The organism is Ardenticatenales bacterium (genome assembly GCA_020634515.1).
Classification (GTDB): domain Bacteria; phylum Chloroflexota; class Anaerolineae; order Promineifilales; family Promineifilaceae; genus JAGVTM01.
Genome location: JACKBL010000004.1, coordinates 230,505 through 253,062 on the forward strand (window position 1 = coordinate 230,505; position 22,558 = coordinate 253,062).

The following is a 22,558-nucleotide window of genomic DNA, read 5'->3' on the forward strand; positions in this document are numbered from 1 at the left end:
AGCCGCCGTTGTTTTTTGTTTTTCCTTCTCAGAGGAGGCTGTACCGTCTTTATGGCGGTAATGCCGGCATTCTCGCCGCAGCCACCTATGGAAATGAAGGAACTGTTCTTCTCCAGGCATGGTAGCAACGCTCAGGGCAACTATCCCTAAGGAACGGAAACTAAAACAAGACAACGAAGTTGTTTCCTTACCGTTCCTTCAAACTGACGATGCAATTCCGCACTTTATTTCATCGTCAGTCCTAAGGGACGGAACCTAAATAAGACAACGAAGTTGTTTCCTTACCGTTCCTTCAAACTGACGATGCAATTCCGCACTTTATTTCATCGTCAGTCCTAAGGGACGGAACCTAAATAAGACAACGAAGTTGTTTCCTTACCGTTCCTTCAAACTGACGATGCAATTCCGCACTTTATTTCATCGTCAGTCCTAAGCACGTTTGTCGTATGAAGTCAGTACAGAAAACAAACACCCGTTCCAAAGAATGGCCTTTCCTCCTTATTTCCGCGGGAGTCTTGCTCCTCTGTCTGTACTATGTTTATGCGCGTATCTATCTGCTGCCACAGCCGGGTCTGACCATCAGCAGCAACTGGGTTGTCACGGAAATTCTGCCTTGTGCAGCGGGCATGCCCTGCTCCAATGACGTAATCGTAGGGGACCGGTTTGTGCAAATTGGCAACCTGACGTATGCCCAATACCGGCAGGATTGGCGGCAAACGCCGTTTGCGGGGTACGCGGCGGGGGATATGGTTCCGGTCAAGTTTCTCCGGGGAGCGGCATTGTCTCCCATAATCGCGTTGTGGGAAATGCCGGCACGCAGCGTCACTTCCCCGCTGCGTGATTTTGGCACACTCCTCATGTTCTTGCCCTTCTGGGTTGCCGGCACCATCATCATGCTCTTCCTCCAACCCCGTGACCGCCGCTGGCAACTTCTCGTGTCCACGACCTTTCTCATTGGCATCTGGTTCGTCAGCGGAACGGACGCCGCCTGGCAGGTTGGCGCCTCTTCCCTCGTCCTGCGCCTCACCAGTTGGCTCCTCCTCCCCATCTGCCTACACATGCACCTCATCGTGCCCATTCCTCGCGGGCAACGCTTCCACCCCTACCTGCTCATCTTCCTCTATGGTCTGGCGGCGATCATGATCGCCCTGGAAGTCTTGCGACTCCTGCCCACAGGCGTCTACCTGATCAGCCTGCTGGTGGCCATCATTGGCAGCATCCTCCTTTTAGTCACCGTCCTCTCCCCAGGCATGCCGCCGGCCAGTCGCCAGGCCGCCCGCATCATGCTCGCCGGGCTGGCGCTGGCTTTTGGTCCCGGCATTCTCTTTCTCTTCTTGAGCAATATCTCCACGCCCCCTCCCGCCCTCACCCCGCTTCTCACCGGCATCGCCCTCCTCTCCATCCCCGTCTGGCCCCTGTTCTATACCTACGCCATCTTCCGCCGCTTCCTCGGCGACCTGGAATTCCGCGTCAGCCGTCTGTTGGGGTCCTACAGCTTCGGCCTCGTCTACCTGATCGGCTTCGTCATCACCTTCCTGATAGGTCACCAATGGATAGGCATAGACAACGAACCCGTCATCTACAGCGCCATCATCTCCACCATTTTCGTCATCTGCGCACCGCTGTTGCGCACCCCCTTCCTGCGTCTGGTCGATCAACTCGTCTACGGAGCCACGCCCTACGACGAAACCATCATCGAAAACTTCGCGGCGCGGGTCTCCCATGCCGTCCGGCACGATGACCTGGCCCGCATCTTGAAACAAGACATCGCGCCCAAACTGTTGATTCGGCAATCCGCCCTTTGCCTCCTCTCCGGCAATCAGGTGGAAGTGGCCTACATGCAAGGGTTAATGCCCATCCAGGTGCCGCGCCATATGGCGCAGTTTGACTACATCAAAGGGCATGCCGGCCATTACATCTCTCCGACCCAGGCCAGCCCGGACAATCTGGCCTGGCTACGTCTGGCGCTGCCACTGCAATTGGGGCAGAAACTGCTCGGGTTCTGGCTGCTGGGACGGCGCGACCCGGATGATTTCTACCCACGGCGGGATATTTCCCTGCTCACCGCACTGACCGGCTACGTCGCCATTGCCACGGAAAACGCGCAATTGTATGCCCAGTTGAGCGCCTATGCCGCCGACCTGGAACAACGGGTAAACGAGCGCACCCGCGAACTGGCAGAGGCCAATGAGCGTCTACAGGAACTGGACCGACTCAAATCCCGTTTCGTCACGGACGTTTCCCACGAATTGCGCACGCCCATCACCAACCTGGAGTTGCATTTAGAACTGCTGGAGCAGGCGCAGGATCCGCAACGCAAGACGCGCTACCTGGATGTGTTGAAGCATGAGACCCGGCGGCTGACGCGCCTGGTGGAAGAGATATTGAACCTGGCGCGCCTCGATCTGGCAAAAGAATCAGGGGCGAACGGGGATCATAAGATTTCTTTCCAGACAATTGAATTGAACGGGCTGGTGGACCAGATGGTGACCATTCACAGGCCGCTGGCCGAGGCCAATGGACTGCGCATGATATTTGTGCCAGGACCGCAACTGTATCAGATTCGTGGCGAACGCAACCAATTGCTACAGGTGGTGACCAACTTGCTGGTCAACGCCATCAATTACACCCCCCAGGGGCAGGTGTGGGTCAGTACGCGCGCGCTGGTGTCACGCCAGCAGGTATGGCTCCAGGTTGAGGACACGGGCATTGGCATCGAACCGGATGATCTGCCCTATCTCTTTGAACGCTTCTATCGCGGCAGACAAACCAGCCAATCGAACATTCGCGGCACAGGGCTGGGTCTGAGCATTGTCAGCGAGATTGTCACCTTGCATGACGCCCAAATCGCGGTGCGCAGTTGCCCAGGACACGGCACCTCCGTGATCGTCAAGTTCCCTTTGGCTGTTGCGCCGCCCCCACGAGCGCAGGGCGCTATCTGGCTTGCGGATGAGGTGGAGGAGCGGCGCACCCACCTGCGCCAATTGTTGCAACAAGAACAGTACACCGTCTACACCTCGGCGGATGTGTCTCCCCTGGTGATGGATGAGCCGGTTGATTTGCTGCTGATTTCCGCGGAGATGGCGCGCACGGCGACCCTCCCGCGACTCCCTTATTTGTTGCTGGTGGCGGAAGAACCGCGGGCGGAAGATTTCCGCCACATTGTGCCGCCACCTTACACAGGGGACGACCTCTTTTTCGCCATTCATTCCTGCCTGGCACAAAGTCAGGAACCAGGGTAGCCAGCCCGTTTTTCCCACTAAGTCCAAGAGCGTTGGTCAGCCATTGATGGATGGTGGGGTTTTGTGCCGGCATTTTCCCCTCCCCTCCCATATCACAAACCCAAAGCCCTTTCCCTTGACAATGTGTATTTTCTACACTATAATTCGTGTTCAATAAACACTAACAACAATTCCGACGCAATACCACCCAATAAGAACATCTTCCCGGAAGCTGTTACCGAGGGTTATCATCCGTAACGAAGCTTCCGGGAAGATCAGGGTACCACCCAATAAGAACATCTTCCCGGAAGCTGTTACCGAGGGTTATCATCCGTAACAAAGCTTCCGGGAAGATCATTTTCAGAGGAGCAAATCATATGTGGCGTATCGTCGCAGGACTAAGCAGCGTAACAGCCGTAACGGGGCTGGTGGTGGGTTGGCCGCTCGTGGGGAGCATTGCCGGCATCCTCCTCCTCCTCACCCTCCTCACCCTCACCGCCCGCGCCTCCTTCGTGCGCGTACCCGAACTGAGCGCCGCCGTCGTCTACAACCGGGAACGGCAAGCCTTTTCCCGCCTGCTGCCCGCCGGGAGCCACTGGCTGGTTCCTTTCGCGGAACAAGTGCAGGCCGTCATCCCCCTGGGCGGGGAGGTCGCTTCCGGCGCGTGCCAGGCGTACACCAACGGCGGCGTTCCCCTGACGGTGCGCTGGCAGGCAGCTTACCAGATGGAGCCGTTTGCGCTGTCGGCGGATACACAAGCGAAGCTGGCCCTGAAACTCGCACGGAAGAGCCGCATGATCGCGCAGTCACACGTAAACAACTGCCTGCAACGGGTGGTGAGCAACTACGGGATAAACGAGTTGTTTGCCGCGGGCGCGCGCGGGCGGCTGGAGCGCGAGGTACGGCAGGCGGCGGCTGGGCGGCTGGCGTCGTTGGGCGTGGTGGTGCAGCGGGTGGTGATTGAGTCGTTGGAAATGCCGGCACAAATCCAATCCACCCTCGCCGCCGCCCACGAAAGAGCCGTCCAGGCGGAAAGCGAAGCCCGCGCCCTCGCCTACCTGCAAAAAATCATCAGCCAATTCTCCGACACCGACATGCAGCGGCTGGCGGAACTGGAGCGAATGCGCATCCTGGGGCAAAACGGCGTCTCCCTCCTCTACCCCATAGCCGCCGCCCAGCCCACCTTCCCCGCCCCGCCAACCGCACCCGCCAGAGCCGGCAGACGGCAGCGAGCCGACGGGCTAACCGCGGCGGAATGGCTCACCCACCAGCAAACGCCCGCCGCAAACTGACAACCCGCCTCTTTCCCTCCCCTCACCAGAACGCCTCTTCCCCGCAAGAGGCGTTCCCGATTTCCCCACCAACCGCCCCATCATTTCATTGTCACACCGCTCCGCATCGGATATAGTTTTGCCGTATTTGCCGCCAGTTGCCTGTTCCAATCGCCCATGCGCGGGCATGGCGCAATTCTCCACACCGTTCCACCCGCGTCAGGGCAAACCACCCCATAACCCCGCTCATGAGGTTTCTCTATGACCCGCGACTTCCACCTCCCCCGCTGGCAAATGATCCTCTACGCCTCCGGCTCCCTGGCCGTGGCCCTCTCCTACCAATCCTTCGCCACCTACATCCAGTTTGTGTACATTGACGTGCTGGGGCTGGCCGCCCGCTGGGTGGGGCTGGCCTGGGCCATCTATGGCGTCTGGAACGCCATCAACGACCCGCTCTCCGGCTACTGGTCAGACAAAACACAAACCCGTTGGGGGCGGCGCATTCCCTGGATTGCCGGCAGTTTCCTCCCCCTGGGCATCACCTTCTACTTCCTCTGGTCCCCCCCCGCCGGACTCGTCGCCGCCAAAGGCACCGGGCTGCTCCTCTACTTCCTCGGCTTCGTCCTCCTCTTCGACCTCTTCTGGACCATCGTCGTCATGAACTGGACCGCCCTCTTCCCGGAAATGGTCCCCGACGACCGCGAACGCGCCGTCGTCTCCGCCTGGCGGCAAATCTTCTCCCTCATCGGCCTGCTCATCGGCGTCGCCCTGCCCCCCGTGCTGGCCGGCGCGGACTGGAGCAATCGCGGCGGCATGGCCCTCCTCCTCACCGTCGTCACCGTCGTCTTCTTCGCCCTCTCCCTCCTCGGCAGCCGCGAGCGCGGCGTCTTCCAACAAGACGAAACGCTCCCCTTCGGCCAGGCGCTGCGCGCCACCCTCGCCAACCGCGACTTCCTCTACTTTCTGGGCGCGAACCTGGCGATCCAGTTCATCTTCATGATGCTGGCGGCCACCGTCCCCTTCTACACCAAGTACGCCCTAAACATCCGCGAGCCGCTCACCCTCGCCAACGGCTTCACCCTCGACCCGGAGCTGCAAACGTCCCTGTTCCTGGCCGTGGCCTTTATTATGGCCATGCCCGCCATGCCCGTATGGACAAAGCTGGCGCAGCGGTGGGGCGCGCGCGTCACCCTGCAAGTTTGTTGCCTGACCACGGCAGCGGCGCTGCTCGTCTTCTTCTGGGCCGCCAACTTCTACGGCGGCATCCTGGGGACCGCCATCCTCGGGATCAACTTCGCCGGGCTGCTCATGCTCACCGACCTGCTCATTGCCGACATGGTGGACGCCGACGAGCTAACCACGGGCGCGCGGCGGGAGGGCATGTACTTCGGCATGAACGGCTTCGTCATCCGCTTCGCCTTCACCATTCAGGGCTTCATCACCGGCGCAATCCTCACCCTCAGCGGCTACATCTCCCCCGCCAACGGGGACCTGTATCCCGTGCAGCCGGCGGCGGCGGTGATGGGGATTCGCTGGATGATTGCCGGCATTCCCGCCATCGCCGCCATCCTTGCCTGCCTCATCCTCTTGGGCTATAGTCTCCACGGTCAAAAACTGGCCGACGTTCAATCCCGCGTTGCCGCCCTCCACCGGCAAAAAACGGAACTGCAAACGCCTTCGTAATTCCAGACAAAAGGTTCGTTCAAAGGCATGGTACGACGAAGTGCTTGCGGTTAAATGCACTGGGAGCAAAACATGAATACACCCCCTTCCGACGATCTGATACGCTGCGAGCAGTTGACGCGCGCCTACCGCATGGGCGAAGTCACCGTTCACGCCCTGCAAGGACTTGACCTGCGCGTGGGCGCGGGCACATTCGCCGTCCTGCTTGGCCCCTCCGGCTCCGGCAAAACCACCACCCTCAACCTCATCGGCGGGCTGGACCGCCCCACCGGCGGGCGCGTCATCGTGCAAGGAGAAGAGATCAGCCTGTACGATGAAACACAGTTGACCCGCTACCGCCAACGCAAAGTCGGCTTCGTCTTCCAGTTCTTCAACCTCATCCCCACCCTCACCGCCGGCGAAAACGTCGAATTCGCCCTCGCCCTCACGCAGCACAACGGCAAATCCATGCGCCAGCGCGCCCGCGACCTGCTGCAACTGGTTGGCCTGGCCGCACGCGCCGACCATTTTCCCTCCCAGCTTTCGGGCGGGGAGCAGCAGCGTGTAGCCATTGCGCGCGCCCTGGCGAACGATCCCCCGCTGCTGCTGTGCGACGAGCCAACGGGCAACCTGGACGTGGACACCGGGCAGCAGGTGCTGCAAGTGATGCGCGACCTGAACCGGCAGCGCGGCGCCACCATTATCCTGGTCACGCATAACACGGCCATCGCGCCCATGGCCGACCGCATTATCCGCCTGCGCGACGGGATGATCGACCACGAAGAAATCAACGCCACGCCCGTTCCCGTGGCCCAACTCAACTGGTAAACCATCATTCGGAGATTGGTTCAATCTTCGGAGATTGAACCAATCTAAAATCGCTAATCTGTTTGCAATATGAATACGCTATTCCGCAAAATGCTACGCGATCTGCGCGCCATGTGGCCGCAAACGTTGGCCCTGGTCGTCATTATGACCCTGGGCGTCTCCGGCTTTATCGGCCTGATCAGCGCCTACCGCGACCTGGGCACATCCTATCGCAACACCTATGATCAACTGCGCTTCGCCGATGTGACGTTCCAGGTAGATAGCGCGCCTGCCGGCATTTCCGCCGACATAACCCAACTCGACGGCGTGGCAGCGGTGACGGGCCGCCTGCGCGTAGACGCGGGGCTGGACCTGCCCGACGGGGACCAGGTGCGGGCGCGGCTGCTGGGGCTGCCCGGAGACGGCCAGCCCGCCGTGAACCAGCTATGGATCAGCGAGGGGCGCATGTTGGCCGCCGGCGACACCAACGCAGCCGTGCTGGAATCCGCCTTCGCCGGTCTGCACGATCTCCACCCGGGCGACACCATCACGCCCATCCTCAACGGCCAACCCACGCCGCTGACGCTGGTGGGCATCGCCTCCAGCCCGGAATACCTGATCGTCAGCCCCAGCCAGCAGGAAATTTTCCCCTCGCCGCGCAGCTTCGCCGTGATATTCCTGCCCCTCTCGACGCTGCAAGAGGCCATGAACGCGGGGGACGCCGTGAACGAGTTCGCGCTGCGCCTGCGCCCGGACGCGGACCAATCCGCCGTGGCCGCCGCCGCCGGCAGCGTCCTGCAGCCGTACCAGATTGAGTCCACCATCTGGCAGGGGGAGCAACCATCGAACGCCGCCTTGCAGCAAGACCTGGACGGCTACCGCGAACTCGCCAGCCTCATGCCCACCTTGATCATTGCCGTGGCCGCCATCTCCGTTTACGTGATGCTGGGGCGCATGGTGCGAGCGCAGCAGCCGCAGATCGGCCTGATGAAGGCGTTAGGCTACAGCAGCCGCGCCGTCCTGGGACATTATCTCGCCTTCGCCCTGGCGATAGGCGTGTTGGGAATGGTGTTGGGGGTGGCGGCGGGGATTCCGCTGGGGCGGTGGATTACGCAAACCTATGCCAGCGAGTTGGGCATCCCCCTGGTGCGCACGCACGTCTACGCGGACCTGATCGTGCCCGCCGCGGCTTTCAGCCTGATCGCCTCTATCCTGGCCGGATGGGGGCCGGCGCGGCAGTCGGCGCGGATGGCGCCGGCGGCGGCGATGCGGCTAGACCCGGCGGCGGCGCTCAGCGATGGGCATTTGAGCCTGCTAGAGCGATGGATCCGCCCGCCGCTGTGGCTGCGCTTGCCGCTGCGGAACGTGTTTCGCCAGCGCCGCCGCGCCCTGACGACGGGGTTGGGCATCATCTTTTCTTTTGTCCTCGTTTTGATGGTTCTGGGACTGATAGATGCGATGCGCACGCTGCAAACGCAGACGTTCGAGGAGGTGGAGCGGTGGGATGTTGCCGCCGTGTTTGATACGCCGCAGGTGGAGAATACGTTGACGCGGGTGCGTTCGTGGGCGGGTGTGGCGGAGGCAGTGGGGGTGATGCAAATGCCGGCATCCCTCCACACCCCCGACGCCAGCCAGGACATCCTGCTCACCGCCCTCCCCCCGGAACAGGACATGCACGTCCTGCCCCTGGCGGCAGGCATCTCCCCCGCGCAGGCCCTCGCCGACGGCCAGATCGTCCTCACCGACGCCCTGGCGCGCCAACTCGGCGTGCAGCCGGGCGACCCCGTGACCCTGGACACCCCCCTGGGACGGCAAACCCTCCACCTCAGCGCCACCGTCACCGAACTGATGAGCGCCGCCGCTTACGTCTCCCTGGCGCAGGCGCGCAAGCTCTCCCCCCTGCCCGTGCCCATCTTCAACGGCATCTACCTGCGCGTGGACCCGGCGCGGGCCAAAAGCATCAAGCGCGACCTCTACCGCCTACCCGGCGCGGCCAGCGTGCAGGTGAAGGCGGAAACGCGGCAGGATTTCGACCAACTCGTCGGCCTCTTTTGGGCCTTCATGCTGATGATGTTGGGCTTTGTGCTGGTGATGGCCTTCGCCCTGCTGTTCAACGCCGCCACGGTGAACGTGTTGGAGCGGCAGCGGGAGCTGGCGACGATGCGGGCCATCGGCAGCGACAAGTGGCGCATTGCCGGCAACATCTCGCTGGAGACGGCGCTGTTGTGGCTGCTGGCGCTGGTTCCCGGTCTGCTGCTGGGCACGTGGACCGCCGTACAGATGGGGCAGGCATTCAGCGCCGAGTTATTCGAGTTCGACATTCACATTTCGTGGGAGAGTTATTTGTTGACCAGTGCCGGCATTCTCCTCACCATGCTCCTCGCCGCCATCCCCGCCATCCGCCGCGTCAACCGCCTCAACCTGGCCGAGGCGACCAAGATTTTGACGTAAATTCTCTCCTCAGTGCAAGTTGGCATCTGGTTGGTTTGATTTGGCGGGTTGCCAGCCCAGGGGAATTTTTCTCGTCTTGGGTATAAGGTGTTTTTAGCTATCGCCGCTTTCCGAATTAGCGCCCAACAAAAAAGGCGCTGAATTCGGTTTGAATTCAGCGCCCGGATAAACTCCCGCCTGGCTCAGGCATAGTTGGCGTCATGATTCGTTATGTTTGCCGGCATCTGTTGGGCGGCTGTGGGCAGTCACACTTTTTGTAAATGCCGGCAAACTTTGTGGGCAACAGAATAATCTTCAGGCTATTCTTGATTTTGATTCGCAACTACTCACGATTACCTTCCCGGAAGCTGTTTGGATGCTCAATAACTTGAATATGCAATGCTTTGGGCCTGAAATTGAGCTTCCGGGAAGGTTCCTCGTTAGGCTATGACCCCAGAGGCTGAATAGTCGCCTTTAATTATCCAAATACAGCCACTTCCTTGACCCCGTTTTGAGATATAATATGGGCAATGTTCACTTGAATGAACACTTCGCGTTTCGGGAAAGATGGGGTTGTGGTCTGCACATGTCCACTATTATCCATCCATTCCCGTCCGCTTTTACGGACGATTTCCGACGGATTTTTGCACCCGCCATCTCATTACGTCCGCTTTTTGATACGGCCTCCTGGCTTGTGATGTAAACAAGCCTTGCTGCACACCGCAACACTTCCCTAAAAATGGACAATCAACACAAAACGCAGCTTTATTGTGGAACCTTATTACAACAGGGCGTAAAGAGTGTCGCTAATAAACAGCGACGAAATGTCCGTGACATCCAGGGGGAGATCGGGCAGTCGCTACTGGGCGGATACAGTGGAGACGCGATTGCCAAGTGGAGTCGGGGCCATATTCCGGGCGACTTCGTATCCCATGTAGAGAAACTGGTGCAATACTGCGTCACGTATGGATTTGTGGGACGCTCCTGGGCGCAAAGTTTGCTGATACAGGCACGTCACCCCGCTCCTGGGGACGTTCTTGCCCGCCTGTTTGCCGACGCTCCCCGTTCACGCATCTTTCTTTGTTATGCCGGCAACGTACAGCCAGATTCGCACATCGCCCAAACCCTATCAGAAAAATTGCGCCAACATCACCACATCTTTTTCGACCAGGCGCAGCAGGCATCTCCCGATGGAATAGCCCTCTCTATTAACGAACTAAAACAAGCCGATTTCGTCATCGCCCTACTTTCCGCCCGCTCCATAGCAGACGAGATGCTTCTCTTTCAACTGGAGGAAATACATCGCCTGCGCGAGACAAATTCAGGCAGGCCGCTTCTTTTTACGGTGCGGCTGGCTTATGCCGGCACATTCCCGGAGCCAACGGAAACCTACCTGGACCACAGCAGCCTGGACATCATCTGGCGGACGATAGAAGACACACCCCGACTGGTGGAAGATATTCGGCAGGCCATCTTGGGCAAGATGCCCATTGCCGGCATCGCCAAACAACCGCGACAAACAGACCAAACAATTGACATGCTGCCCCCTCTGCCTCTGGCTTCCCGTCTCCCCCTGGAGATGCCGGAAGGCACCATGTCGCCTGACTCCGCTTTCTATATCGAAAGAGAGGCGGATCGCATAGCACGGCAGGCCATGCTGCACCCAGGCGTTACTATCACCATAAAAGGGCCTCGCCAAACGGGAAAAAGCTCTTTATTAGCACGGTTGATGGCGTCCGGGAAAAATGCCGGCAAACACGTCATCTTCCTCGACTTCCAACAAATGCAGCCAACCCACAGCGATTTCGAAACCTTCTTGCGCCAGTTTTGCAGCGCCTTCGCCTATTACCTGGATGCGGCCGCATGGGAAGAATTGGATGAAAAACTGACCACCTACTGGCGGCTCCCGCTACCCGCTGCCTTGCGGTGTACAGAATATATCAGACATTGCCTGCTCACCCACAGCGACCGCACGCTTCTACTCGCTATTGACGAAGTTGACAACATCTATGACACTGATTTCCGCAACAGCTTCTTTGGTATGCTGCGCAGTTGGCACAATGGGCGCGCGCTGGAATCCGTGTGGAAACATCTGGACCTGGCCCTGGTCAGTTCAACCGAACCCTATGGTTTCATAAACGACCTGCATCAATCCCCCTTTAACGTAGGCGTGACTGTTTCACTAACCAACTTCACCCTGGCCCAGGTGTCAGAACTCAACCGCCGCCACCATGAACCGTTGAACAGCAACCAGTTGGCGCGGCTAATGTCCCTGTTGCAGGGACATCCCTATCTCGTCCGCCGCGCCCTCTACCTTCTGGCGCGGCAAGAAATATCCGCCCCTGATTTTTTCCGCCACGCCGCGGAAGATGACGGCCCCTACGGGGATCATTTACGTCGCCATCTCTTAAACTTATATTTGCATCCTGCGTTGCGCCGCGGATTTCAGCAAGTCCTCCACGAACAGCGCTGCGATGACCACCAGGTATTCTGGCGACTACAGGGCGCCGGCCTGGTGCGGCAAGAAGAAGAGTATACCGTTATTCCCAGTTGCCAACTTTACGCCGATTTCTTTGCCAAAAATTTGCATGACTGATCAAAATATCTACACCATTAAAGGTACGGTTCAGGCCGGTCACGGCATTTACATTCACCGCCAGGCCGATGCCGAACTGCTTCGGCTTTGCCAGACCGGGGCTTTTGCCTATGTCCTCACCGCTCGTCAGATGGGAAAATCCAGCCTGATGGTGAATACCGCGCAACGTCTGGCGCAAGAGGGAATCCGTTCCGTCACCATTGACCTTTCCCGCTTTGGCAATGAACAAATCACAGCGGAACAATGGCACCTTGGCCTTCTCTTCACAATCAGCCAAAGTCTGCAACTGCAGACGGACCTTTTTGATTGGTGGCACGGCCACGAACAGTTAAGCCTGATGCACCGCTTCATGCTTTTCTTCCGTGAAGTGTTATTACGGGAAGTGGTCACCCCGGTCGTTATCTTTGTTGATGAAATTGATACGACGCTGCGGCTGGATTTTACGGATGACTTTTTTGCCGGCATTCGTTCCCTCTACAACGCCCGCGCCACCGAACCCGCCCTGGCACGCCTCTCCTTCGTCCTCTTTGGCGTTGCCACCCCCAGCGAACTCATCACCGACCCCCGCCGCACCCCCTTCAACATCGGCCAACGGGTCGAACTCACCGACTTCACCCTGGAAGAAGCCCTCCCCCTGGCCGCGGGACTGAAACTCCCCCCAGACAAAGCCCGCCAGACCCTGACATGGGTCCTCCATTGGACAGGAGGACACCCCTATCTGACACAGCGCGTATGCGAGCGCATCCAATCCCTCAGCGCGCGGCAGGAATGGCGCGAAGCCTCCCGCGATGCCGTGGAACAACTCGTCGCCACTGTTTTTTTTAGTCGCAAAGGATGGGAAGACGATAATCTACAATTCGTTCGTGATTGGCTCACATCGCCCAAAGGAGACCTGGACCCCACCCTGGTATTAAAAATCTATCAGGCCATCCGCGTCAAAAAACGCCCCGTGCGTGATGACGCGCAATCCCCGCTCAAAGCCCACTTAAAACTATCCGGCATCGTCCGCGCGGAAGCAGGCCTGCTAAAGGTACGCAACCCCATCTACGCAACCCTCTTTGACGAACCGTGGATTCGCCAGCATTGGCCCGTAAGCTGGTGGGACCTGATCCCTCGTGAAGTGAAAATTGCCGCCGGCGTGAGCGCCGCCCTGCTCACAGGACTCATCCTCGTCCTGCTTTTTGCCATCCGCCAATTCGAAGTTGCCCGAATCAATGAAACCTTTTCCCGTATATTCCGCACCCAGGCAATCGCCATGGAACGCCTGACGGATTCACCACAACAAAGTCTCTTGTTGGCCACGGAAGCGCTACGCATGGCACAGGAGCAGGGACAAACAAACACGCTCCTCACCGAAAACATCCTCTGGCAGGCGCTCACACAAACCGGCGGTCGCCCCCTGGCCGGTCACACAGACGGGATCAATGCCGTGGCTATCACACCTGATAGTCGCTGGTTGGCAACCGGAAGCAAAGATGGCGACATTCGCATCTGGGACCTCTCCGCCGCCGACCCCGCGGCCAATCCCATTATCCTCAAGGGCCACGAAGACATCATCAAATCGCTGGCCATGAGCGCGGATGGGCACTGGCTGGCCTCGGGCAGCCATGACAACACCGCCCGCATCTGGGACCTAACCCACATGGAGGACATTCCCGCCCCCATCGTCTTGCGTGGGCACCGGGCCGTGATTACGGCCCTCGCCTTTACCCCGGATAATCACTGGTTGATAACGGGGAGCGGCGACAAAACCGCCCGTATGTGGAACCTCACAGCCCCAGACCCGTCCGCCAACCCGCTCATCCTGGCCGGGCATACAAATCAGATAGCCACCCTGGCCGTCAGTCCTGATGGACATTGGCTGGCGACGGGGAGTTTCGACTTCACGGCGCGCCTGTGGAATCTGCGCAGCGCCCACCCAGAAACATCCGCCATTGTCCTGCCTGGACATACCAACAATGTCTGGTCGCTGGCCATCAGCCCCGACAATCACTGGCTGGCAACCGCCAGCTTTGACCAGGACGTCCGTCTCTGGAATCTGCTCGCGCCAGACCCCGAAAACATGCTGGCGGCTGTTTTGCCCCACGAAAACATCCCCACGGATTTGGCCTTCAGCCCCGATGCCCACTGGCTGGCAACCGGCGGGTTGGACCGAAAAGTTCACTTGTGGGATTTGACCACGGAGGATCCTGCCGATACACCGCTGCTCCTGGCGGAACACCAAGGGTTAATAGAAACCGTTGTTTTCAGCCCTGATGGACACTGGTTGGCCACAACCAGCGCGGACAACACAGCCCGTCTCTGGGATTTGCGGAAACCAGACCCTACCACCGCTTCTGTGCGTCTGTCGGGACACGCGGACACGATCAAAACGGCGACAATCAGCTCTGACAGTCATTGGCTGGTCACGGGCAGCGCCGATAATACGGCCCGACTCTGGGATTTGCAGAGTGACAATCCGGCAGCAGCGCCGGCGCCCATTGTCTTACGCGGGCACACGGATTGGGTCGGAGATTTGGCCGTTACTTCCAATAAAAATCAGTTGTTGACCGTCAGTACCGACCAGACGGCCCGTATTTGGGACCTGACCACACCAAACCCGTCAACAACGTCCATCGTACTGGCCGGACACCATGACTGGATACCCAATCTGGCGCTTAGCACGGACAATCATTGGCTGGCAACCGCCAGTTGGGATGGAACGGTACGTCTTTGGGATTTGACGGCGACAGAAATTTCTACCCAACCTGTAGTTTTGTCCGCTCACGAGGCTCGCGTAGAAACGGTAACGATCAGTCCAGATAATCATTGGCTGGTGACGGGAAGTTGGGACGGCACGGCCCGACTTTGGGATTTGCAGGCCCCGGACCCATCCTCGACTTCCATTCTGCTCCCAGGGCATACGGGAAACGTAACGTCCAGCGCGATCAGCCCGGACAATCATTGGCTGGCCGCAGGAAGTTTTGAGGGTTTTGTTCTGCTGTGGGATTTAACGACGCTGCCTGTCGTCAATGAACCAATTAAGCTGCCGGGCCACAACGGACGCATTTGGGAACTCGCGTTTAGCGGCGATGGCCGCTGGCTGGTGACGGGCAGCGAGGATCGAACGGCTCGCTTGTGGGATCTGACCGAACCCGATCCCACTGCCGATCAACACATCCTGAGTCATAATGGCATTGTTTTCGATCTGGCGATTAGCCCGGACAGTCGCTGGCTGGCTATCGCCTGCGGCGACTCTTCCGTCTACTTGTGGGATTTGACGTCACCTGATTTGGAAATCGCCCCGCTGCTCCTAAAAGGGCACAAAGGGAACGTGTTTACGGTCGCTTTCAGCCCCGACGGCCATTGGTTAGCCAGCGGCAGCGAGGATCGTACGGCTCGCCTCTGGGATATGACCACGACAGTGCCGGCAGCAGCCTCCATCATTTTTGCCGGCCACCAGAACTGGGTCTGGACACTCCTGTTCAGCCCCGACAATCATTGGCTCATAACGGGCAGTGTTGACGGGAGTGTGCGCTTGTGGACGCTGGATACAACGGAACTGGTAGCGTTAGCCTGCCAGGCTGCCGGCCGCAATCTGACACAGGTCGAATGGAGTCAATACTTCGGTGTTGCGCAGCCATACCATCGCACCTGCCCCACCCTTCCCTAAAAGCCCCTTCTCGTACCGGCTCAGAATGTGCCGGGGCAAGGTGACTTGAGCGCCTGTCGCGTGGCCGTGACAATTAACTCGTGTTCCGCCGCGTGCATGCGCGCCTCAAAGTCGGCCAGGGTGTCCGTGGGGTGGAGGGGGACGACGCGCTGGCCGATGACGGGTCCCGCGTCCACTTCGGGCACGACAACGTGCACTATGCACCCGCTATGCGAAATTTCGCCGCGTCGGTAGGCTTCGTAGGCGCGTTGGATGGCGTGCGTGCCGGCATATTGCCCAGGCAGCGCCGGATGTAAATTGATCACCCGGTTCGGAAATTCGTTCAGAAAAGCCGGGCTGAGAATGTGCATCCACCCCGCCAACACAATCAAGTCCGGCGCATATGGCTGAATGGCCGCCGCCAACGCCGCGTCATAATCCACGCGCGTCTGGCCCGCTTCGCGGAACGGGCGCAAAGGAAAATAGAGCGCCGGCACACCCGCCTCCCGCGCCCGCGTCAAGCCATACGCCTCCCGCCGATTCGAGACGACGAGAACGATGGATGCCGGCATTTCCCCTCCCTTCGCCGCATCCAACAATGCCTGCAAATTCGTCCCCGACCCGGAAACCAAGACCACCAGGCGTTTACGCATACGACCTCCGAGGGAAGCGTGGGGCGCGCGCGTAACTAGCCATCGACGACGACCACCCCTTTTGTGGCGCTTGTCACTATCTCGCCCACCACGTAGGATTCGCCCACAACGGCCTGCGCCGCCGCGACCTGGAATGCCGGCAAAACCACCAGCATCCCCAACCCCATATTGAACACCCGCCGCATTTCCGCCTCGCTCACGTCCCCCAGGCGTTGAATCAAGTCAAAAAGGGGAGGGATGGGCCAGCTTCCCCGGCGCAAAGCCGCCCCCACCCCATCGGGGAAAATACGCGGCGGATTGTCGATCAGGCCGCCGCCGGTGATATGCGCCAGGCCGCGCACGTCAATGCCGGCATTCCACAACGCCCGCACCTGCGGCAAATAAGCGCGATGCGGCGTCAGCAGCAACTCCCCCAACGGCCGAGCCATCCCCGGCGCGGGCCGCGTCCAATCCAGCCCCGCCAACGCCTGCCGCGCCAGGGTAAAACCATTGGTATGCAGGCCGGAGGAAGGCAACCCCAGAATCGCGTCCCCCGGTTGAATACGGCGGCCATCAATAATGCCGGCACGGTCCACCACCCCCACAATCGTCCCCACCAGGTCCACCGCCCCCTCGGTGTACACGCCCGGCATCTCCGCCGTTTCGCCGCCGAGCAAGGCGCAGCCCGCGGCGCGGCAGGCGGCGGCGATCCCGCCCACAATGGTGGCGATTTGCGACGGATCGAGCCGCGCCGCGGCCACGTAGTCGAGAAAGAAGAGGGGGCGCGCTCCCTGCACCAGGATGTCGTTGACGCAATGGTTGACGATGTCGTGGCCGATGGTGTCCCAGCGACCCAGGCGGGCGGCCACCTTCGTCTTTGTGCCCACGCCGTCGGTAGAGGCGACCAGCACGGGCGCGGCCATGTCCCGCAGGGCGGCGGCGCTGAAAAGGCCGCCAAAGGACCCCACGTCGGAAAGGACTTCGGGGCCAAAGGTGGAGCGGACGGCGGCGCGTATCAGTTGGGTGGCGCGATTGCCGGCATCAATATCCACCCCCGCCCGCGCATAAGCATTCTCTTCACGCATCTGTTTCCTCATCGCGGGCGCGGCGCGGCAATGCCGCCAGCCACGTCTCCGTCTCGCGCGGGCCGCGCAGGCGCACTTTGCGCAGATGCGCATGAGCGGGATCGGCGAACAGGGCGCGATATTGGCGACGGCGGCGGCGATACGTTCGCAGCACCCACACCACCATTGAGTCGCGGCTGAAGAATCGCCCCCACGCCTCTCGATTCCCCTGCCACAAGACCTCCCGGCGCGCTGCCCGCCGTACCGTGCGCCACGTCACCCGCCACAAAATCAAGGGCAGCCCGTAATCAAGCCACACAATGGTATCCGCCCGGCCCCAGATGATGTCCCGCACGACGGAATAATTGCCGTCCACCACCCAACGCGGACGGTCGAGGGCCGCGCCCACCCGCCGGCGAAAGACCTCCGGCGTCGGTTCCGTCCAGTTGGGTCCCCAGTAGAGGGCGTCCAACTCCACGTGCGGCAGCGCCAGCACCTGGCTCAGCCGCCGCGCCAGGGTGGTCTTGCCCACGCCGCCGGTTCCCACAATGTTGAGGCGCAGCCCCATCTCCGCGGAGGGAAGTGACAAGGCGGAGGCAACCACGGGATCAGGCGGGCACGTCCACGCCAATGTCGCGGCGGTAGTGGGCTTTGTCGAAGTGGATGTGGGAGACGCCCGCATATGCCCGCCGCGCCGCCGTGGAGACGGTGTCGCCCTGGGCGGTGACGGCCAGGACGCGCCCGCCGCTGGTTTCCAGGCAGTCATTGACCCGCGATGTGCCGGCATGGAAGACAATCACGCCCGCTTCTCGCTCCGCTGCGGCAATGCCCTCAATGGGCAACCCTTTGGGATATGTGCCGGGATAGCCGGGCGCGGCCATGACGATGGTGGCGCACGCGCCGGGGCGCTGCCGCACCATCTCCGGCTGCAACGAGCCATCCAGGCAGGCGAGCATGATCTCCAGCAGGTCGCTGTCCAGCATGGGCAAGATGGCCTGCGTCTCCGGGTCGCCAAAGCGACAGTTGAATTCCAGCACTTTGGGGCCGTCGGGGGTGAGGATCATGCCGGCATACAGCACCCCCACATAAGGCATCCGTCGTTCCGCCATGCCGGCAACAGCGGGTTGCAGCACCGTGCGCATGATGTCGGCTGCCATGTCGTCGTCCACGTCCGGCGGCGGCGCGTAGGCCCCCATGCCGCCCGTGTTCGGACCCTGATCATGGTCGTAGACACGTTTGTGGTCGCGTGCCGGCAGCAGGGGGACCACGGTGCGCCCATCGGTGAAGGCCAGCAGGGAGAGTTCGGGGCCTTGCAGACGCTCTTCGATGATGACTTGATTGCCGGCATTGCCAAAGCGCCGCGCCACCATAATCTCATGCAGCGCCGCCTCCGCCTGCGCCCGATCATCGCACACAATCACGCCCTTCCCTGCCGCCAATCCGCTGGCCTTCACCACCACCCGACCCGGCTGCTTTCGCGCATAGGCAAGCGCCGCCTCGTAGGTCTCAAACGTGGCATACGCCGCCGTGGGAATGTCGTGGTCCAGCATGAACCCTTTGGCGAAAGCTTTCGACGACTCTAGCTGCGCCGCCAGGCGGGAGGGGCCAAACACGCGCAGCCCCGCCGCATGAAAAACGTCCGTGATGCCCGCCGCCAGCGGTGTTTCCGGTCCCACAATGGTCAGGTCTATCTGATTCTTCCGCGCAAACAGGCTGAGCGCATTCACGTCATTGTCGTCAATGGGAACGTTTGTGCCCAACTGCTCCGTACCCCCATTTCCGGGGGCGATATACAAGGCGGCTACGCGGGGCGATTGGGCCAGCTTCCAGGCCAACGCGTGTTCTCGTCCCCCGCCGCCAACGATTAACAGATTCAACTTCTTCACGCTTGCCGATTCCTTGTCTCTGCCGCCGCAAATGCCGGCAACCGAGGCGCTACGAAAACGGTTACAAATCCCGCGGACGCTCGCTTTTCCGCGACCCTCCGCGCCCCACCCTGTTTTCTCTCCTGGTCGGTGCGCCACTATGCGAAAGCGAAGCGTATTGTAGTAAAATAGTGCCGGCTTGCGCGGATTTTTTCGCGTCATTCCGCGCTCGCCCGCGTCCTACCCGACTTCCATACGGAAGCGAGTCACGTTATTGTAACTCGTTCGCGCAAATTTCTCACGGCAAACGGGGAAGAAACAGACGGGAAGCAGCAACGGCTCCGCCTCAAGGGGCGAACACGGCGGGCAGCAGTTCAGTGTATGTCAAGGGTCTGCCGATGACCCAGGCTCCCTCGGTTTTGTTGGTGAAGAACACGCGCGGCCCCAATGCGCCCAAAGTCACGGCAAATTGGCCGGCGGTCAGGTCGGAGGGCAGCCAGACGCGCCAGAAACGGGCGCGCGCGGCCAGGTCTACGGCGACAACGTAGGTGGAATCAATGGAGCCATCTTCGGCAAAGGCGGTGGCGCTGACGATCATAATGGGGGTGTCGGCTGTGCCGGCAATGGACATGGCCGACGAAGGCACATGGACACCCGGCAAATTGACCAGCGCATCCAGATCAATCCGCTCCCACACATCCCCCACCCCATCCCCATCCAGGTCGGTGAACCGCATTCGCGTCAGCCAGCGATTATCTTTGAGCGGCGTGCCCACCGAAAACGCCCAAAAACCGCCGCGCGGGTCCCGCGCAAACGATGCCTGGATTTCGCCGGGCATCGGCTTCACCCACAGCAGTTGCCCGATGCTGCCCGTGTCCTGCACCGCGTAAATTTGCGGCGCGAACGCCCCGCCCGGTTCAGATCGATTGCCGTCAAAGTAAAGGGTGTCGCCAATGAGGAGAGGGCTGGCACCGCTGGGGCCGCCAAAGTTGAAATGCCAGGCGACCTGGATGTTGGCGGGAGGGCCGGGCGTCACATCCAGCGCATAAAGCCGCCCATAGGTGGGGTCTTCGTTGAGTTGCGTGGAAATATAGACGCGGTTGCCGTTGACGGCGGGCGTGTTGATGGTCTCGTAGAAGCTCGCGCCTTCGCCGAGGGAAAGCTGCGCGCCCATCTCGCCCGTTTCGCTGTTGTAGACGGAAACGGGGCCGCCGACGGTTGCCAGGAGGATGAGGCCGCTGTCCAGCAGGACGGGGCTGATGGGCTTACCCCCGGGGGTGGCTGTCTGCCACAAGGGGATACCGTTGGGCGCGAAGCGGATGATGCGGGTGTCGTCGGCGGCGATGACGCCGCCGCTCACGCCAACGAGCGGGGCGGACGTGTTGGCGGTGCAGTTGAGGAGGTCGCCAGAGGTCCAGAGAATGTCGGGGGTTTTCTGGGCATTGGTGTAGGCGTAGACGACGAGGGTGTCCTGTATTTGCGGGTCGCAGGAGATGTCGGCGTCATCTTCCAGGGGGAGGCCAAATGTGCAGGCGACGATTTCGCCGTTGCCGGCACAACCCAACCCCCGCGATGATCCCAACGGCTCGCCCGGCGGGCCTTCGCGGGCGTCACGCCAGATGATGCGCGCTTCGGGACCGGGGGGCAGTGCGTTTTCCCAATCGGTCATTTGCGCGTCACAGTGGGCCATGGGGCAGCCTTGTGCCGGCAAAACGAAGGGAGGAAACGGCGTAGGCGGCGCGGCGTAGGCGTCCGCGAACAGGGCGATGGCAAGGAAGAAGACGGCCCACGAGAGGCGGACCAGGGGAGATTTATTCATGGCAACCATCCTGCCCCCGCCCCAGGCAGTTCTTCCAGGCAGAGCAGGGGACGTCAGCCAACGACGCCCCGCAGCCCTTCAAACAGCATTTTTTCGCGTTCTTCGTGGAAAAGCCAGTCAGGGATGTCCAGCGGATATTGGCCGGAAAAACAGGCGTGGCAGTGATTGGTGGGGGGAGAAATGCCGGCATTCACCGCCGCCACCATCCCCTCCAAACTCAAATACGCCAGGCTATCCGCGCCAACACGCCGCCGGATTCCTTCCACATCCAGCCGATGGGCGATCAACTGCGACTGCGTGGCCATGTCAATTCCCATGAAGCAAGGGAAGCGCACCGGCGGCGAAGAAACGCGCACATGCACCTCCCTGGCCCCGCCATCCCGCAGAAGCTGCACCAGCGGCCCCGCCGTATTCCCGCGCACGATGGAATCATCCACCATCACCACCCGCTTGCCCCGTAAATTCGTCGAGAGCGGATTGTACTTGATGCGGATGCCTTCCTTGCGCAGATGGTCGTCCGGCTGGATGAACGTGCGCCCGATGTAGCGATTCTTGGTCAGGCCCTCGCTGAAGGGAATGCCCGATTCCAGGCTGTAGCCAATGGCTGCCGGGGTGGAGGAGTCAGGCACGCCAATGACCACGTCGGCGGGGGCGGGCGCTTCCTGGGCCAACCGGCGGCCCAATCGCTGCCGCACTTCGTGGATCACCTGCCCCTCGAAGGTGGAGTCGGGCCGGGCAAAATAGACGTACTCGAAAATACAGAGCGCGGGTCGTGCCGCCTGCTCCACCATATAAGACGTGATGCCCGTTTCGTCGATACGCACAATCTCGCCGGGCTGGATTTCGCGCAGGAAGCGCGCGCCAATGGTGTGCAGGGCGCACGATTCGGAGGCAACGACGTAGCCACCGCCGTCCAATGCTCCCAGGCAGAGCGGGCGCAGCCCCAGCGGGTCGCGCATGGCGTAGAGGGCGCGACGGGTGAGGACGACGAGGGAGTAGGCGCCTTCGGCGACGAGTTGGAGGGCGTGCAGCCGCGCCAGCCAATGATCGGTATGGCGGCCATGGGCGGGGAGTTCGGTCCACACGTCGGCGGGCGCGGCCAACATCTGGGTGATCACTTCGCTGTCACTGGTGGAGGAGAGACCCACGCCGCGTTTGAGAAGCTGGTAGCGCAGGTGGAGGGCGTTGGTGAGGTTGCCGTTGTGGGCGACGCCGAGGGGGCCGTGGATGGTTTCGATGAGGTAGGGTTGGGCGTTGCTGATGTGGGAGGAGCCGGTGGTGGAGTAGCGGTTGTGGCCGATGGCCAGGTGGCCGACGAGGGGGGCCAGGTTGTCTTCTTTGAAGACCTGGGCGACGAGTCCCATGCCTTTGTGGATGTAGGCGGTTCGGGAGTCGGTGGTGCAAATGCCGGCACTTTCCTGCCCCCGATGCTGCAACGCATACAAACCAAAAAACGCCAGCCGCGCCACATCCCGCCCCGGCGCAAAAACGCCCACAATCCCGCACTCATCATGCGCCTTGTCATCCTGCCATTCCAATTGCCAATCAAACATAGTTTTC

At 60.8% G+C, this 22,558-nt stretch carries 13 protein-coding genes; 7 read left to right on the top strand and 6 right to left on the bottom strand.

Features of this window, described 5'->3' with window-relative positions:
- Positions 1 to 446 precede the first annotated feature (446 nt).
- The 7 genes from H6650_12680 (at position 447) to H6650_12710 (ending at position 15,639) form a co-directional block, all read left to right on the top strand.
- Positions 447 to 3,242 carry a hypothetical protein gene (locus tag H6650_12680; protein ID MCB8952860.1) on the top strand — a complete coding sequence of 932 codons (2,796 nt, stop codon included), beginning with the start codon at positions 447 to 449 and terminating at the stop codon, positions 3,240 to 3,242.
- A 356-nt stretch (positions 3,243 to 3,598) separates the two neighbouring features.
- The gene (locus H6650_12685) at positions 3,599 to 4,513 is read left to right on the top strand and encodes an SPFH domain-containing protein (protein ID MCB8952861.1); all 915 of its coding nucleotides are present in this window, start codon (positions 3,599 to 3,601) and stop codon (positions 4,511 to 4,513) included.
- Positions 4,514 to 4,753: 240 nt separating this feature from the next.
- Positions 4,754 to 6,175 (top strand): MFS transporter, encoded by a 1,422-nt coding sequence (locus H6650_12690; GenBank protein ID MCB8952862.1) that lies wholly within the window; start codon positions 4,754 to 4,756, stop codon positions 6,173 to 6,175.
- A 72-nt stretch (positions 6,176 to 6,247) separates the two neighbouring features.
- On the top strand, positions 6,248 to 6,982 hold the full coding sequence (locus H6650_12695; GenBank protein ID MCB8952863.1) for an ABC transporter ATP-binding protein: 735 nt from the start codon (positions 6,248 to 6,250) through the stop codon (positions 6,980 to 6,982).
- A 69-nt stretch (positions 6,983 to 7,051) separates the two neighbouring features.
- The gene (locus tag H6650_12700) at positions 7,052 to 9,412 is read left to right on the top strand and encodes an ABC transporter permease (protein MCB8952864.1); all 2,361 of its coding nucleotides are present in this window, start codon (positions 7,052 to 7,054) and stop codon (positions 9,410 to 9,412) included.
- Between the two features lie 718 nt (positions 9,413 to 10,130).
- The gene (locus tag H6650_12705) at positions 10,131 to 11,987 is read left to right on the top strand and encodes an AAA-like domain-containing protein (GenBank protein ID MCB8952865.1); all 1,857 of its coding nucleotides are present in this window, start codon (positions 10,131 to 10,133) and stop codon (positions 11,985 to 11,987) included.
- Positions 11,980 to 15,639: an AAA-like domain-containing protein gene (locus tag H6650_12710; GenBank protein ID MCB8952866.1), complete on the top strand. Its 3,660-nt coding sequence runs from the start codon at positions 11,980 to 11,982 to the stop codon at positions 15,637 to 15,639. Before H6650_12705 ends, H6650_12710 begins: the two co-directional genes overlap by 8 nt.
- A gap of 20 nt (positions 15,640 to 15,659) precedes the next feature.
- Here H6650_12710 and purN read toward each other — a convergent pair whose 3' ends face one another.
- From purN to purF, 6 genes are all read right to left on the bottom strand, one after another.
- Positions 15,660 to 16,271 carry a phosphoribosylglycinamide formyltransferase gene (gene purN, locus H6650_12715; protein ID MCB8952867.1) on the bottom strand — a complete coding sequence of 204 codons (612 nt, stop codon included), beginning with the start codon at positions 16,269 to 16,271 and terminating at the stop codon, positions 15,660 to 15,662.
- Between the two features lie 35 nt (positions 16,272 to 16,306).
- Complete coding sequence (locus H6650_12720) at positions 16,307 to 17,347, bottom strand: phosphoribosylformylglycinamidine cyclo-ligase (protein MCB8952868.1); 1,041 nt, start codon at positions 17,345 to 17,347, stop codon at positions 16,307 to 16,309.
- On the bottom strand, positions 17,328 to 17,882 hold the full coding sequence (locus tag H6650_12725; GenBank protein MCB8952869.1) for an adenylate kinase: 555 nt from the start codon (positions 17,880 to 17,882) through the stop codon (positions 17,328 to 17,330). Before H6650_12725 ends, H6650_12720 begins: the two co-directional genes overlap by 20 nt.
- Positions 17,883 to 17,922: 40 nt before the next feature.
- Positions 17,923 to 19,191, bottom strand: coding sequence for a phosphoribosylamine--glycine ligase (gene purD / locus H6650_12730; protein MCB8952870.1), 1,269 nt, complete (start codon positions 19,189 to 19,191; stop codon positions 17,923 to 17,925).
- 334 nt (positions 19,192 to 19,525) lie between these two features.
- Positions 19,526 to 20,998: a hypothetical protein gene (locus tag H6650_12735; GenBank protein ID MCB8952871.1), complete on the bottom strand. Its 1,473-nt coding sequence runs from the start codon at positions 20,996 to 20,998 to the stop codon at positions 19,526 to 19,528.
- Between the two features lie 53 nt (positions 20,999 to 21,051).
- Positions 21,052 to 22,551, bottom strand: a complete 1,500-nt coding sequence (purF, locus tag H6650_12740; GenBank protein ID MCB8952872.1) for an amidophosphoribosyltransferase — start codon at positions 22,549 to 22,551, stop codon at positions 21,052 to 21,054.
- Positions 22,552 to 22,558 lie beyond the last annotated feature (7 nt).

Bases quoted from the DNA above. Each gene is read 5' to 3' on its own strand.
- purF (MCB8952872.1), bottom strand. From the start codon at position 22,551: ATGTTTGATTGGCAATTGGAATGGCAGGATGACAAGGCGCATGATGAG.
- H6650_12680 (MCB8952860.1), top strand. From the start codon at position 447: ATGAAGTCAGTACAGAAAACAAACACCCGTTCCAAAGAATGGCCTTTC.
- H6650_12700 (MCB8952864.1), top strand. From the start codon at position 7,052: ATGAATACGCTATTCCGCAAAATGCTACGCGATCTGCGCGCCATGTGG.
- H6650_12710 (MCB8952866.1), top strand. From the start codon at position 11,980: ATGACTGATCAAAATATCTACACCATTAAAGGTACGGTTCAGGCCGGT.
- H6650_12705 (MCB8952865.1), top strand. From the start codon at position 10,131: ATGGACAATCAACACAAAACGCAGCTTTATTGTGGAACCTTATTACAA.
- H6650_12695 (MCB8952863.1), top strand. From the start codon at position 6,248: ATGAATACACCCCCTTCCGACGATCTGATACGCTGCGAGCAGTTGACG.
- H6650_12735 (MCB8952871.1), bottom strand. From the start codon at position 20,998: ATGAATAAATCTCCCCTGGTCCGCCTCTCGTGGGCCGTCTTCTTCCTT.
- H6650_12685 (MCB8952861.1), top strand. From the start codon at position 3,599: ATGTGGCGTATCGTCGCAGGACTAAGCAGCGTAACAGCCGTAACGGGG.
- purN (MCB8952867.1), bottom strand. From the start codon at position 16,271: ATGCGTAAACGCCTGGTGGTCTTGGTTTCCGGGTCGGGGACGAATTTG.
- H6650_12690 (MCB8952862.1), top strand. From the start codon at position 4,754: ATGACCCGCGACTTCCACCTCCCCCGCTGGCAAATGATCCTCTACGCC.
- H6650_12725 (MCB8952869.1), bottom strand. From the start codon at position 17,882: ATGGGGCTGCGCCTCAACATTGTGGGAACCGGCGGCGTGGGCAAGACC.
- H6650_12720 (MCB8952868.1), bottom strand. From the start codon at position 17,347: ATGAGGAAACAGATGCGTGAAGAGAATGCTTATGCGCGGGCGGGGGTG.